Here is a 13131-nt window from a genome sequence, read left to right on the forward strand (position 1 = left end):
GCCGTGGAGTCCCTGGTCCGCTTTACGCTGCGCCAGCGGGTCCTCTTCAATCTGATCTTCGTGCTCATGATCGTGGCCGGCGTCTTTACGCTCGGTCTCATCCCGGCCGAGCGCTATCCGGAGATCAACTTCGGCAAGGTCGAGATCACCACCGTCTTTCCGGGCGCCTCGCCACGCGATGTCGAGGCCCTGGTGACGCGCGAGATCGAAGAGGCGCTCGACGGCCTGGAGAATGTCGAGCTCATCCGCTCCAGCTCGCTGCGGGAGCGCTCGTCGCTCACCGTCAAGTTTCGCGACGGCAGCGACTATGACTCCCTCTACGACGAGCTGCGCTTCCGCGTGCTCAGCGTCCTCGAACGGCTCCCGGAGGGCATCGACCCGCCGCGCTTCGACCTCATCCGCACCTCCTATTGGCTGCCCGTGGTGGCGGTCAATCTGGTCGGGGAGCGCTCCAATCGCGCCCTGTCGCTCATGGCGAAGGAGCTCCAGGTTCGTCTGTCGCAGATCCCGGGCGTGACTGATGCGCGCCTGCAAGGAGAGCAGGAGCGCGAATTCCACGTCCTGCTCGACCCCGACAGGCTCAAGCAGCAGGGCGTGAGCTTCGACCAGGTCGCCGCGGCGCTCCAAGACGCCAATGTCAGCATCCCCGCGGGGGATTTCGTCGATGCCTCGGGCGAGCTCCTGGTGCGCGTCGACGAGCGCTTCCGCTCCCGCCAGCAGGTCGTCTCCACCATCGTCCGAGCCGATGCGGACGGCTCCTTCGTGCGGGTTGGCGATCTGGTCCGGGACGCCCGCCCGGACTATCGCGATCCCAGTGTCCTCACCTCTGTCAATGGTCAGCCCTGCGTGACCCTGCTGGTCGCCAAGGCCGAGGACGGCAGTGCGCTGGACATCTATGCCGCCATCGAGGCCATTCTCGAGGAGATCGAGCCCGCGCTGAGCCAGCAGGGCATCAAGGTCGCGCTGACGCAGGACTCGACGACCTATATCCGCGAGTCCATCAGCACCCTCGGCTGGAACATGATCGTCGGGGTTCTGCTGGTCGGACTCATCCTCTGGTACTTCATGGGGCCGCGTAACGCGGGTCTGGTGACCCTGGGGATTCCCTTCGCCTTCATGGTGACCATGGTCCTGATCCAGCTCACCGGCAATTCGCTGAACGAGATCACCCTGTTCAGCTTCGTACTGGTCTCCGGCATCATCGTGGACGACGCCATTGTCGTGGTGGAGAACATCTATCGGCGTACCCAGCTCGGCGAGCCGATCGAGCGGGCGATCGTCGAGGGCACCGCGGAAGTCGCCTGGCCGGTCGTCTCAGCGACGGCGACGACAGTGGCCGCCTTTCTGCCCATGCTCATCATGACGGGCTCGACGGGCGAGTTCTTCGCCCTCATTCCCAAGACCGTCAGCTTCGCGATCGTCGCCTCGCTCGTGGAGTGTCTTGTGATCCTGCCGCTGCATTACGAGCATTTCGGTCCCCGTCCGATGACGGATGGGCTCGCTCTGCATGAGCGCGACAATGCCATCCTCGCCTGGCTGCGCAGAGTGACGGACCGCTTGATGCGGGTGGCGCTGAGGTTCCGCAAGACGGCGCTGGCGCTCGTTGGTGTCGCCTTCCTGGCTTCCGTTGCCATCATGGGCGTCTCCGTCGCGGGCATTCTGCCCCTGGTGAAGATCCAGTTCTTCCCGGACGACTACAACCTCTATTACGCCTTCATCGAGGGACCCGCCGAGACGCCGATCGAGCGGATCGACGCGCGCCTGAAGGCGATGGAGGAGGTCGTGATGGCCGACGGGCCGGGATACGCCCGCTCGGCGGCAGGCTTCGCCGGCTTCACCGTGACCGAGGATTATGAGAACAGCTACGGGCACAATCTCGGCACCCTCATGGTCGCCCTCCCATCCAAGGGGGAACGAGTCTTCGACGATGCCCAGGCACACCTCGAGCGCATGCGCGAGCGCCTGACTGCGCGTTTCGCCGAGCCCGGTTTTCGCGTCTGGGTCAGGGCCGAGAAGGACGGCCCGCCGAGCGGTAAGGATCTCAACATCCAGGTGGTCGGCTCGGACGAGGACGCGGTGCGCCGGTTGAGCGATACCCTGCTGGCGAGGCTGGACGTGCATCCGGACTTCGGGCCGAGCCTCATCGGCCTTACGGACGATCGCGGCCGCCCCGCGCGGGTCTTCCGCATGGAGGTCGACGCGGAGCGGGCGCGCGAGCTCGGACTGACGCAGGGCGACGCGGCGCGACTGGCCGCCGCGGTGCTGGACGGGCGCTATCTCGGCAAGTACCGCTTCAGCGACGAGGAGGCCGATCTCAAGCTGCGCGTCGACCCCGCCTATCTCGACCGTCCCGAGCGCGCCCTCGACATCCCGGCGCTCGAGCACCCCTCCGGGCCGGTGCTGCTCGGCGATCTCGTCCACCCGGTCATCGAGAGCCAGCCCGGCGAGCTGAGGCGCTACCAGCGCCAGCGCAGTCTTACCATCACCGCGGACATCGCAGCAGGCTCGGGGCTCTCCGCGCCTCAGATCGTCGCCTGGGTGCGCGACCAATACCGCCAGATTAGGGGCGAGTTTCAGGGGGCGACCCTGGTCTTCGGCGGTGCCTACGAGGAGACGCAGCGCTCCTTCGACAGTCTTACGCGGGCCTTCGGGCTGGCGCTGCTCATCATCTACTTGATCCTCGCGACGCAGTTCAAGTCCTATGCCCAGCCGCTAATCATCCTCTCGGCCGTGATGTTCTCCATCATCGGCGTGGTCTTCGGCAAGCTGCTCACCCAATCCCTCTTCACCATCAACAGTTTCATCGCCGTTGTCGGTGTCACCGGCGTGGTGGTGAACGACTCCCTCGTTTTGCTCGACTTCATCAATCGGCGCTACAGGGCCGGGCTGAGCCGCCGCGAGGCCATCATCGACGGCGTCCACGTCCGCCTGCGCCCCATCGTTCTGACGACCTTGACGACAGTGCTCGGCCTGCTGCCCATGGCGGTCGGCTTCCCGAGCTATTCCATCGTCTGGGGCACCATGGCCTCGACCTTCGTGACGGGCTTGGCCGCGGCGACCTTTCTCACGCTCTTCATCGTTCCGGTCGCCTGGGACCTGATGATGGGCTGGCAGGAGCGCCGAGCCGGGGCAGGGCGGCGAGTCGCGCCGCCATGACCGTCCGAGATCGGCAGAGACGCCCTTCCAGCGGGATCCGGGCAATGCCCGCGAGCCAGGCTCGGCGTGTCCCCTGTTATCCAGGGCGCCTGCTCTTCCTGCTACTGTGCCTAATCAGTCTTCCCAGTGCCGCATTGATCAACGGCCAGCTCGATCGTGCGGGAGCATACGGCGCCGTCGTCACAATCTGGCGGACCCAGGATTCCAGATGCAGCGCGGCCAAGATCGCGCCGCGGACCTTCTTGACGGCGGCTCACTGCGTGATCGACGTGCCATCGGGCGGATTGGCTCCGGCCTTTCGCACTGGCGGCCAGATTCGGGTGAGCAACGCGGCCATCGCCGATTGGCCGAGCGCCGAGCCCCTGGTCGTTGCACGGACCGACCTGCCGCCTCGATTCGAACGGGGGCTGAGACGCCTGTATGCGTATCAGCAAGGACTCATCGCGGATTACCGCAAAGGCTACAGCGGCGCCGAGCTCGATCGCCGCATCCGCCTGGTCCATGCGGACTCACGGATCAGCGACCGCTTTCCGGATGCGGCCCTGGTGCGCGTCGCCCAGGCAACGCCAAGGATCCCCGTGATTCCCGTGCGTCTAGCGCCATTGGCGGCCGGGGCCGAGGTGATCTTGGTCGGCTATGGCTGCGAGCGGGTCAGCGATTGGCGCAGGGGACGGAGCCGTCGGCAAGCGGCGCGCCGTACTTGGGGACGGAGCCGCGTGATTCGTGTCGATAGCGTCAACTTCTATAGCTTCGCCGGAGAGCGTCTCGCCGGGAGCGCAACCCTCTGTCCAGGCGATTCAGGTGGCCCCGTGCTGTTCGAGGGCGATGTGGTCGGCGTGCATGGCACCGTTTGGGGGCTCAGCCATCGGGACACGGCTCGGTCAAATATGTCGGTCAATTTGCATGGCTTGCGGGATTGGGGGGCTTGGCCAGATTGATTCGGCGGAAAGGTCTCGTCGCTCAAGACCTTGCCGGGTAGAGGGTGAGGCCACCCCGTCCTGGGGCAGCATGCCGGCCCCCGGGTTGTTGCGCCCTGTCGTCTCGTCGATACTGGAGTGAAGAATCCCAGGGAGTCTCCTGACATGCTTCTTCCTGCGCAGAGTCCAGTCGGGCATACCTACGCCGAATATCGCGGATGGCCCGAGGATCAACGCTTCGAGCTGATCGAGGGTGTGGCCTACGCCATGGCGCCCGCGCCGAGCAGGCTGCACCAGCGGCTGACTTTCGAGCTTGCGCGTGAGATTGCTCGCGTGTCGGAGGGAAGCGGCTGCGAAGTCAATGTCGCTCCCTTCGACGTCCGGCTCCCGGAGGGGAGCGAAGCGGACGACGACATCCTCACCGTGGTCCAGCCGGACATCAGCCTGGTATGCGATCCGTCCAAGCTGGACGACAAGGGCTGTCGCGGCGCGCCCGATTGGCTCATTGAGGTGCTGTCGCCGGCGACCGCCGGTCATGATCAGGTACGCAAGCTCTTGCTCTACGAGCGCCACGGCGTCAAGGAGTACTGGCTGGTCCATCCTGTCGACCGGGTTGTGACCATGTATCGCCTGGAAGACGGTGCCTACGGGCGCCCCGCAGTCTCAGAGCTGCAGGGTCGCGCGGCCTGCCAGGCCTGTCCCTGTGTGGAGATCGACTGGGAGCGCGTCGTCGAGGGCCTGCCCGCCGCATCCAGCGATGGATAGGGATGACGAGAAGGCGCCGCGCCAGATAGGCAAAGCCTGGGAGCGCCGCCCCGGCGCGACGAGGCCTGCTCCGACCGCCCTGGTCGCGGCGGGCTGCCGCCATCGAAGGCGCGAGCGGCTGACCCGATCCGACTTGGCTTGGTCGACCGCTTGAGCCGCTGTTCTTGCCAAGACTGTTTCGTGACGGAGCTCCAGGATTCGCCCACCTGAAGAGCGGCAATCCTTCTCGTCCTGCGGCACCGGCGTGGCGGGTGTCGTAGGTCCGGAGTCGGGCCAAACAGCTCACTAAAAAATCCTGTCTCTCTGGTGGCATCGTCCCAGGGGCGCTCCTTGCAAGCCGATGGACTCTGACACTTGCTTGTTCATGTCTGGGATGAATGACCGGTGCCGTGCATGAAGCGGAACTTCCCGGTGGGGGCTCCGATGACTCCTTTGAGTCGTGACCTGTCCTCGATCCAGAGGCTCGACTGACTCCTTACCGCGTGTAGGAGTAGCTCTCCTTGGGGCGATGAGCGTCAGCTTATGGATGCCTACAACCAGAACGCCGACGCAAACTGTATTCGGCCGAAAACGGCGGTGGCGGAATCTAGTCGGTCCAGCGCGGATGGTTTTTAGAAAACTCGGCGGAATGGCGTGAGCGACAACACCGCTGGCGGCTGCAAGCTGGCAGCTCGATTCAGGTTGACAGCGCCTGGACATCGCCGGGTGAGCGCTCCCTGCTAGTCGGCGCTCCTGGGGGCCGTCAATTGCTCGAGCACTTCGAGGGTCGACAAGGCCTGGTCGCGATCCGATCCGCACATCTCCAGGCTTGGTGCTAAGGAGGCGCAGACGGCGGGGCGGAGCTGGCTGCCAAACAGCTTGCAGGCGAGGTTGTCGTCGAGCTGAGCGCAGGTTACGCCGGCCGGCTTTCCATGCGGCATGCCGGGGATCGGGCTGCTGATCGAGGGTGCGATGCAGCAGGCGGCGCAGCCGGGGCGGCAGGTAAGGGGCTCTGGATTCACTGGCTCGGTCAGTCTTCTACAGCCGCAGTCCGAGCCGTTGTCCGAGCTGGACCTTTTGACCGGCGACCAGTACCGGCTCCCACTGCACGCGATTTGGGGGGAAGAGCAGGATAACTGTGGAGCCCAGATTGAAACGGCCCATCTCGTCGCCGGCCTCGAGGCGGAGGTGCTGGCAGTCGTCCGAGTAGTCCCAGCGCTGAATGTCCTGGCCGGAGTGTGGCGGCGTGATCTCGCCCGCCCAGAGGGTCTCGATGCCGCCGACGAAGATGGCCCCCACCAAGATGAGGCCCATGGTGCCTGCCTCCGTGTCGAAGCGGCAGACGACGCGCTCGTTGCGCGCGAAGAGCCCAGGGACAAGGCGTGCCGTGGTGGCGTTGACGCTGAACAGCTGGCCTGGTACGTGGAGCATCTGGGTCAGATCGCCGGCCAGCGGCATGTGGATGCGGTGATAGTCGTTCGGCGATAGATAGATGGTCGCGAACTGGCCGCCATCGAACGGATGTGTTTCGTCTGGCTCGATCCCGAGCAATGCCCGCACGCTGTAGTCATGCCCCTTGGCCTGGATGAGCTTGCCGTCACTGATGGGGCCGATCTGACTGATGGCGCCATCCACGGGGCAGAGCACGGCACGTGGGTGGGTGTCTAGGGGGCGCGCTTCCGGTTTGAGGGCCCGGGTGAAGAAGGCGTTGAAGTGCGGATAGGCGGAAAGGCGCGGCTCGCGCGCCAGGCTCATGTCGATGCGGTAGAGGCGGGCGAAGCTGCGAATGACCAGGGCCTTGAGCGGCCGCCATTGTACGCGTGCCAGCCGGTACATCTGCTCCGAGAGCCAACGCTGAGGGACGAGGTGCTGGAGCGCGACGAAGAGCCGCTCCCCGATGCTGGGCTTGGTCGAGCGCGTCATGGCTGCTCCGGAAGCAGGGTGGAGGCGTCCGCATAGACCGCCTTGAGGTCCTCGGCGACCGCCTGGCCGCTCTCGCTCGCCGGAAGCAGGGCGACTAGGTAGCCGCCCGGGCCGAAGAGAAAGAGGGTCGGCTCGGCATCGTCCGGCAGGCCGAGCGTGGCCCGGAGCCGGTCGATCTCCTCGCCATCGCCACCGAGGATATGCAGGGCCGGTGAGAGCCGCGCAAAATCGCGAGCCAGGCCGGGGGCTTCAGCCGTTGCGACGAGGACGAGCTGCAGGCTACCCCTGAGCTTCGGCTGGTCTGCGACGCGATTGTAGGCATCGATGAGGCGCTGCACGCCCCGCTGACCCGATGCCTGGGCCAGGTCGCCGAAGGCCATGAGCGTCCAGCCCTTGGCCAGATGGCTCTGATCGAAGCGCTGGCCCAAGGCGTCTCGCAGGCTGAAGTTGGGGATGGCGCCGACCGGTCGAACCAGGACGCCGTTGATGCGTACCTGCTCGTCACCGCCGCGCTGATACCGATTCCCCCACTGGTAGCCGACCACGAAGAGCGCCATCGCGCCCAGGACCATGACCAGGCGGATCCAAAGGCTGTGGCGGTTGCGGAGAAACATCTCGGTCGCTATCTAACGGCAGTCCGCGTCCTGATCGAGCAGGGCGCGCGCAGCGGAGATCGCGGCGCTGGCATCCGTATTGTGGCCCATCGCCCCCAGCTCGCTCGCGAAGGCGCTGATGCACAGCAGAATGTTTGCCGGGCGGCTGCTGTAGCCCATGAGTCCGATACGCCAGATCTTGCCTGCCAGGTCGCCGAGGCCGGCACCTATCTCCAGGTTGTAGCGGCTCAACAGCCGCGCGCGCAGGGCGGCCTCGTCGACGCCGGCCGGGACGGACACGCTGTTGAGCTGCGGCAGGCGCTCAGATTCCGGGACCATGAGCTCCAGACCCAGTGCCTCCAGGCCTGCGCGCAGTGCCAGGTGGTGGTGGCGATGGCGCTGCCAGGCCTGCTCCAGACCTTCTTCCGACAACATCACCAGGGATTCGTGCAGGGCATAGAGCGCATTGACGGGGGCCGTATGGTGATAGGTGCGCTTCTGCTCGCCGCTCCAGTAGCCCATGACCAGGTTCAGATCCAGGAACCAGCTCTGCACCTTGCTCTTGCGGTCGCGGACCTTTTCCAGGGAGCGCTCGCTGAAGGTGACGGGCGCCAAGCCGGGGGTGCAGGAAAGACATTTCTGCGAGCCCGAGTAGACGGCATCCAGCCCCCAGGCGTCGACCTCGACCGGCGATCCGCCCAGTGAGGTGACTGTGTCGACGATGGTCAGGCAGTCGTGCTGGCGTGCGATCGCGGCTAGGGCCTTGGCGTCGGAGCTAACGCCCGTGCTCGTCTCGGCATGCACGAAGGCCAGGATGCGGGCCTTCGGATGCTGCCGCAGCGCGCTCTCGACCTGCTCGGGATCGACGGCGCGGCCCCAGGTGCCTTGCACCACGATGGGCTTGCCACCGGCGCGCTCGACGTTCTCCTTCATGCGCCCGCCGAAGACCCCGTTGATGCACACGACGACTTCGTCTCCTGGCTCTACCAGGTTGACGAAGCACAGCTCCATCCCGGCAGAGCCAGGCGCAGAGACCGGCATCGTCAAGGCATTCTGGGTGCGGAAGGTCTGCCGCAGCAGCGTCTTCAGCTCGTCCATCATGCCGACGAAGGCTGGGTCTAGATGCCCGATGGTGGGGCGGGCCAATGCAGCGAGAACCCGTGGGTGGACATCGGCGGGGCCCGGCCCCATCAAGGAGCGAGGAGGCGGATTGAAGGAGCGAATGGTCATGGTGGCCGTCCGGAGGTCTGTCAGCGGCCCGCGCAGGGCGTGGGCGGATGAATGCGAAGCGCGAGTGGGCAACGGAGTATAAGTGGCGCCCACCAGCGGCTCAAGGCAGTGGAGAACCGACCCGAGCCAGGGTCGATAGCGAGGTAGAGATGACACGAAATGCGGAAAAGTCAGATGCCGAATGGCGGGCCGAGCTGACGCCCGAGCAATATCACGTTTGCCGGGAGAAGGGCACCGAGCCCGCGTTCACCGGCCAATACCATGATCTTAAGTCCCCGGGTCTCTACCGCTGTAGCTGCTGCGGCGATCCGCTGTTCAGCTCGGAGGAGAAGTTCGACTCCGGCAGCGGCTGGCCGAGCTTCTGGGAGCCAGTGGATTCCGGCGTGGTCGAGACCGAGGAAGACCGCAGTCATGGGATGCACCGCACCGAGGTGCATTGCAAGAGCTGTGGGGCGCACCTCGGGCATGTCTTCCCGGACGGCCCGCGACCGACCGGATTGCGCTACTGCATCAACTCGGTGTCGCTCGCGTTCGAGCCCAGCGACCACTGATGCGGTGAGCCCAGACGTGCGCGGCGATCTGTCCCGCCGTCTAGCGGTTCGGGGCCGGTTGGTGCTCGCCGTCGCTCGGCTCGCTCAGCTCGGTCGGGATCTCGATCTCCATTCCATCGTCCTCTACCGTGGGTCCATTGTCCGGCTCGGGCGCCTCCGGGCCGGTTCCCAAGAGGCCCATGGTGGCGTTCTGCCCGGGTACCTCGAAGCGCATCTCCGGCCAGATGGCAAGGCCCTTGGCGGCTGAGATGGTGCCGCCGGATTCCTGATCGATGGCAGTGCCGCTCAGGGCCGTCCGCACGATCATCGGGCTCTCGCCCCTGATGCCCGTCAGCTTCCCGGTGCCTCCGGTAATGGTGAACTTGCCCTTGCAGGCGCCGGGTGCGCCATCGCAGTTGAATTCGGTATAGACATAATCGCCCGTCGGACTCTCCAGGGTGCAGTAGCCGTGCCCCTCCAGCTGGTTGGTCAGCACATGGATGATTTGGGTGGAGGGGCAGGTGAAGAGCGCGGTGTCGAAGAGGCCGTCGCCGTGCTCGATGTACATGATGCCCTCGAAGGTGCCGATGAACTGGAGCTTGTCCACCGCAACCTGAAAGAGCTGGCCGTTGGCTTCCCAGGGCGCCAGGATCTTTGCCGTTCCCTGCTCGGCGGCAGCCGGGATGGCTGGGAGGAGGAAGAGGAGAAGTGACAACGCGGTGCGCTGCATAGATGCTCCGGCCGGAGGCGCGGTTGGTGGCTTGACTCCTTGACGATTCTAGGGCAGCGAGGCCGGGGCCGTCGATGGTGCGTTTTCGGCACCTGGCCGGCGCGTCGCCTCGGCAAATAGGCTAGATAGAGTGGTGACCGGCGTCAGGATCCTGGGTTAGATTGCGCGTCGCCATGAATAACGAAAAGACAGCGCCCTCGCAGGCCGTGCTCGGCTGGCGCGAGTGGCTCGCACTGCCCGCGCTCGGCATCCCCTGTATCAAGGCCAAGGTGGATACGGGGGCGCGCACCTCGACACTTCACGCCTTCTACGTCGACACCTTTCGGCGTCAGGGGCAGCTGTATGCGCGCTTTGGGGTCCACCCTGTGCAGCATCGCAGCGACATCGTCGTGCATGCAGAGGCGCCGGTCGTCGACCAGCGCAAGGTGAGCGATTCGGGCGGGCACCGCGAGGAGCGCTATGTCATCCATACGGCCGTGGCGCTGGGGCAGCTGCAGTGGCCGATCGAGCTGACTCTGACCAATCGCGAGACCATGCTGTTCCGCATGCTGCTGGGCCGCACGGCAATCGCTGGCAACGCCGTCGTCGATCCGGGGCAGTCCTTCCTAGCCGGGCGGATCCGACACCCCTGGGAGGCCTATGGTGCCGGGGCGCCGAGCGACCCCTAAGCGCCGGGCTGCGGCGCTCGCGGGGCGGGATAGACTTTGCGTGCCGCGCTCCAGCATACTGTTTCTCAACTGATGATCGCGACGCGCTTGGGGCTGCTGGGAGCGGCTGCTGCGGGGCGCGCGGCATCCCCGGCCGGCAGCGAGCTTCTGAGCGATAGACCATGCGCATCGACTGGAACGATTATCCCTGCGACGACTTCTACGACGAGCTGGTGGCGGCCCCGGGCAAGGGGCGCGAGGCGGTCGAGGGCTTGCTGGCCGACCTGGAGGAGCTGGGGCCCGATGAGCTGGTCGCACGGCAAGAGGCCGCCGACGTGGCCATCAAGGAGATGGGCATCACCTTCACGGTCTATTCCGAGGAAGGCGGCACCATCGATCGAACCTGGCCCTTCGACATCATCCCCCGCATCATCCCGCAGTCCGAATGGGAGCGTGTCGAGGCGGGGCTCAAGCAGCGCGTCCAAGCGCTCAACCTCTTCATCGACGATCTCTACCACGATCAGCGCATCATCAAGGACGGGCTCTTCCCGGCCGAGGTGCTGGCCAAGTCGGTGAACTTCCGGCCTCAGTGCGTCGGCATCGACCCGCCGCTGCAGACCTGGGCCCACATCTGCGGGTCCGACCTGGTGCGCGACGGGGACGGTACCATCTATGTGCTCGAGGACAACCTCAGGGTGCCCTCCGGCGTTTCCTACATGCTCGAGAACCGCCTGGTGACCAAGCGCGTCTTTCCGGAGCTGTTCGAGCACTATGCGCCACTGCCGGTCGACGACTATCCCTCGCAGCTCTTCGACACCCTGGCGGCCCTGTCGCCGCGGCCGGCGGACTATCCGGAGGTCGTGGTCATGACGCCGGGCATCTACAACTCGGCCTACTTCGAGCATGCCTATCTGGCGCAGCAGATGGGCTGCGAGCTGGTCGAGGGGCGGGATCTCTTCGTCGACGACCATGACTGCGTCTACATGCGCACCGTCGACGGCGCGGCGCGCGTGGATGTCATCTACCGACGGATCGACGACCTCTTCCTGGATCCCGAGGCCTTCCTGCCAGAGTCCGCCCTTGGCGTGCCTGGTCTGCTGCGGGCCTGGAAGGCGGGCAACGTCGCCTTGGCGAACGCGCCTGGGGCGGGCGTCGCGGACGACAAGGTCGTCTACGCCTTCGTCCCCGAGATCATCAAGTACTACCTGGACGCGGACCCCATCATCCCCAATGTGCCCACCTACCGCTGCATGGAGCCGGACGCGCTCGCCTACACCCTGGCGCACATGGAGGAGCTGGTGGTGAAGCCCGCCAACGAGTCGGGAGGGTATGGCATGCTGGTCGGACCCGCCTCGACCAAGAGCGAGCGGGAGAAGTTCGCGGAGCTGGTCAAGAAGGACCCACGCAACTACATCGCCCAGCCCGCGCTCAAGCTCTCGACGGTGCCGACCATCATCGGCCACAAGCTGGAGCCACGCCATGTGGATCTGCGTCCCTTCATCCTCTCGGCCGATCGGCAGCAGGTGACCATGGGCGGTCTCACGCGGGTTGCGCTGCGCAAGGGCTCTTTGGTCGTCAACTCCTCTCAGGGCGGCGGCAGCAAGGACACCTGGATCCTGCCCGAGCAGTCCGAGGCCAACTAGGCGAGACGCCCACTGATCTAACGGAGCGGATTCGATGCTGTCGCGTGTTGCGGAAAACATCTATTGGCTGTCGCGCTATGTCGAGCGTGCGGAGAACACCGCGCGTATCGTCACCGTGAACGCCAATCTGCTGATGGACCTGCCCAAGGGCATCGCGCCCGGCTGGCGCCCCTTGGTCGATATCACGGGCGCCAACACGCTCTTCGAGGAGCATTACAAGGATTACGGTGAGCGCCAGGTGCTGAAGTTCCTGATCGGCGACGAGCGCCACTCTGGCTCCATTCTCTATTCGCTGGAGGCCGCCCGCGAGAACTGCCGCACCATTCGCGACTTCGTCCCGCGCGAGGCCTGGGAGCTGCTCAACGAGCTCTTCCTCCATGCGCGCGAGCAGCTGCAGAAGGGGCTCACCAAGGGCGGGCGGCATAGCTATCTCAAGCACATCGTCCAGAGCATCCAGACCATGACTGGCATGCTCTCCGGGACCATGCTGCATGATCAAGGGTACGACTTCATCCATGTGGGGCGCTTCCTGGAGCGCGCGGACATGACGACGCGCATCATCGACGTGCGCTCGGCCAGCCTCCTGCCAGCCGAGGCCACCGAGCTGCGCCCCTATGAGACGATCCAGTGGGTCAGCGTCCTCAAGTCGCTGACCGGCTATCAGGCCTACAGGCGCAGCGAGCAGATTCGGGTGCAGCGCGGGGCGGTGCTGCGCTTCCTGCTGCAGCACGATGCCTTTCCCCGCTCGGTCGGCCACTGTCTAGATACGGTGCGAGCGAGCATGGAGAAGCTCCCCAGGAACGAGGGTCCGCTGCGCGTCCACGGCCGCTTCAAGCGCAACCTGGAGGCCGTGGTGCCGGGGCGCCTGAGTCATCAGCAGCTGCATGCCTTCATCGACGAGCTCCAGGTCTGCGTCGGCGAGCTTCACGACGAGATCGCCAAGACCTGGTTCCCGCCGCCGCCCGAAGCCCAATCGCAGTCGCAGAGCCAGGGCTGAGCCAGCGGCTTGCTGATCCTG

The 13131-nt window shown here is 65.6% G+C and carries 12 protein-coding genes; 7 read left to right on the forward strand and 5 right to left on the reverse strand.

Translation table 11 applies throughout. The features are described 5' to 3' along the window. The first annotated feature begins 3 nt into the window (after positions 1 to 3). The 3 genes from G3446_RS15990 (at position 4) to G3446_RS16000 (ending at position 4838) form a co-directional block, all read left to right on the forward strand. Positions 4 to 3156 carry an efflux RND transporter permease subunit gene (locus G3446_RS15990; RefSeq protein ID WP_164453834.1) on the forward strand — a complete coding sequence of 1051 codons (3153 nt, stop codon included), beginning with the start codon at positions 4 to 6 and terminating at the stop codon, positions 3154 to 3156. A gap of 44 nt (positions 3157 to 3200) precedes the next feature. Next, complete coding sequence (locus tag G3446_RS15995; RefSeq protein ID WP_164453835.1) at positions 3201 to 4094, forward strand: trypsin-like serine protease; 894 nt, start codon at positions 3201 to 3203, stop codon at positions 4092 to 4094. A gap of 144 nt (positions 4095 to 4238) precedes the next feature. Continuing rightward, complete coding sequence (locus G3446_RS16000; RefSeq protein WP_164453836.1) at positions 4239 to 4838, forward strand: Uma2 family endonuclease; 600 nt, start codon at positions 4239 to 4241, stop codon at positions 4836 to 4838. Positions 4839 to 5557: 719 nt separating this feature from the next. On the opposite strand, the gene G3446_RS16005 is transcribed toward G3446_RS16000, so the two are convergent. From G3446_RS16005 to G3446_RS16020, 4 genes are all read right to left on the reverse strand, one after another. Beyond that, entirely contained in the window at positions 5558 to 5758 is a 201-nt protein-coding gene (locus G3446_RS16005; RefSeq protein WP_245232545.1) for a Fe-S-cluster oxidoreductase, read from the reverse strand. A 97-nt stretch (positions 5759 to 5855) separates the two neighbouring features. Beyond that, a complete protein-coding gene (gene asd, locus G3446_RS16010) occupies positions 5856 to 6740 on the reverse strand; it encodes an archaetidylserine decarboxylase (protein WP_164453838.1) in 885 nt (294 codons plus the stop codon). After that, positions 6737 to 7354, reverse strand: coding sequence for a thioredoxin domain-containing protein (locus tag G3446_RS16015; protein ID WP_164453839.1), 618 nt, complete (start codon positions 7352 to 7354; stop codon positions 6737 to 6739). The genes asd and G3446_RS16015 overlap by 4 nt, the downstream gene beginning before the upstream one ends. 12 nt (positions 7355 to 7366) lie before the next feature. Next, on the reverse strand, positions 7367 to 8563 hold the full coding sequence (locus G3446_RS16020; RefSeq protein WP_164453840.1) for a pyridoxal-phosphate-dependent aminotransferase family protein: 1197 nt from the start codon (positions 8561 to 8563) through the stop codon (positions 7367 to 7369). 149 nt (positions 8564 to 8712) lie between these two features. Here G3446_RS16020 and msrB point away from each other — a divergent pair, with 149 nt between their 5' ends. Beyond that, positions 8713 to 9114: a peptide-methionine (R)-S-oxide reductase MsrB gene (gene msrB, locus G3446_RS16025; protein WP_164453841.1), complete on the forward strand. Its 402-nt coding sequence runs from the start codon at positions 8713 to 8715 to the stop codon at positions 9112 to 9114. A 40-nt stretch (positions 9115 to 9154) separates the two neighbouring features. Here msrB and G3446_RS16030 read toward each other — a convergent pair whose 3' ends face one another. Next, positions 9155 to 9823: a hypothetical protein gene (locus tag G3446_RS16030; protein WP_245232546.1), complete on the reverse strand. Its 669-nt coding sequence runs from the start codon at positions 9821 to 9823 to the stop codon at positions 9155 to 9157. Between the two features lie 173 nt (positions 9824 to 9996). Between G3446_RS16030 and G3446_RS16035 the strand changes: the two genes are divergently transcribed. The 3 genes from G3446_RS16035 to G3446_RS16045 all read left to right on the forward strand — a co-directional run bounded on the left by G3446_RS16035 (position 9997) and on the right by G3446_RS16045 (position 13110). Continuing rightward, positions 9997 to 10491, forward strand: coding sequence for an ATP-dependent zinc protease family protein (locus G3446_RS16035; RefSeq protein ID WP_164453842.1), 495 nt, complete (start codon positions 9997 to 9999; stop codon positions 10489 to 10491). Positions 10492 to 10652: 161 nt separating this feature from the next. After that, positions 10653 to 12113 (forward strand): circularly permuted type 2 ATP-grasp protein, encoded by a 1461-nt coding sequence (locus G3446_RS16040; protein ID WP_164453843.1) that lies wholly within the window; start codon positions 10653 to 10655, stop codon positions 12111 to 12113. 34 nt (positions 12114 to 12147) lie between these two features. Beyond that, on the forward strand, positions 12148 to 13110 hold the full coding sequence (locus G3446_RS16045) for an alpha-E domain-containing protein (protein WP_164453844.1): 963 nt from the start codon (positions 12148 to 12150) through the stop codon (positions 13108 to 13110). Positions 13111 to 13131 lie beyond the last annotated feature (21 nt).

This window comes from Thiorhodococcus minor (genome assembly GCF_010820565.1).
Lineage (GTDB): Bacteria > Pseudomonadota > Gammaproteobacteria > Chromatiales > Chromatiaceae > Thiorhodococcus > Thiorhodococcus minor.

What these genes read in the sequence shown, in the direction of transcription:
- G3446_RS16020 (WP_164453840.1), bottom strand. Translation starts at nt 8,563, where the DNA reads ATGACCATTCGCTCCTTCAATCCGCCTCCTCGCTCCTTGATGGGGCCG.
- G3446_RS16045 (WP_164453844.1), top strand. Translation starts at nt 12,148, where the DNA reads ATGCTGTCGCGTGTTGCGGAAAACATCTATTGGCTGTCGCGCTATGTC.
- G3446_RS16035 (WP_164453842.1), top strand. Translation starts at nt 9,997, where the DNA reads ATGAATAACGAAAAGACAGCGCCCTCGCAGGCCGTGCTCGGCTGGCGC.
- asd (WP_164453838.1), bottom strand. Translation starts at nt 6,740, where the DNA reads ATGACGCGCTCGACCAAGCCCAGCATCGGGGAGCGGCTCTTCGTCGCG.
- G3446_RS16005 (WP_245232545.1), bottom strand. Translation starts at nt 5,758, where the DNA reads ATGCCGCATGGAAAGCCGGCCGGCGTAACCTGCGCTCAGCTCGACGAC.
- G3446_RS15995 (WP_164453835.1), top strand. Translation starts at nt 3,201, where the DNA reads ATGCCCGCGAGCCAGGCTCGGCGTGTCCCCTGTTATCCAGGGCGCCTG.
- msrB (WP_164453841.1), top strand. Translation starts at nt 8,713, where the DNA reads ATGACACGAAATGCGGAAAAGTCAGATGCCGAATGGCGGGCCGAGCTG.
- G3446_RS16015 (WP_164453839.1), bottom strand. Translation starts at nt 7,354, where the DNA reads ATGTTTCTCCGCAACCGCCACAGCCTTTGGATCCGCCTGGTCATGGTC.
- G3446_RS16030 (WP_245232546.1), bottom strand. Translation starts at nt 9,823, where the DNA reads ATGCAGCGCACCGCGTTGTCACTTCTCCTCTTCCTCCTCCCAGCCATC.
- G3446_RS16040 (WP_164453843.1), top strand. Translation starts at nt 10,653, where the DNA reads ATGCGCATCGACTGGAACGATTATCCCTGCGACGACTTCTACGACGAG.
- G3446_RS16000 (WP_164453836.1), top strand. Translation starts at nt 4,239, where the DNA reads ATGCTTCTTCCTGCGCAGAGTCCAGTCGGGCATACCTACGCCGAATAT.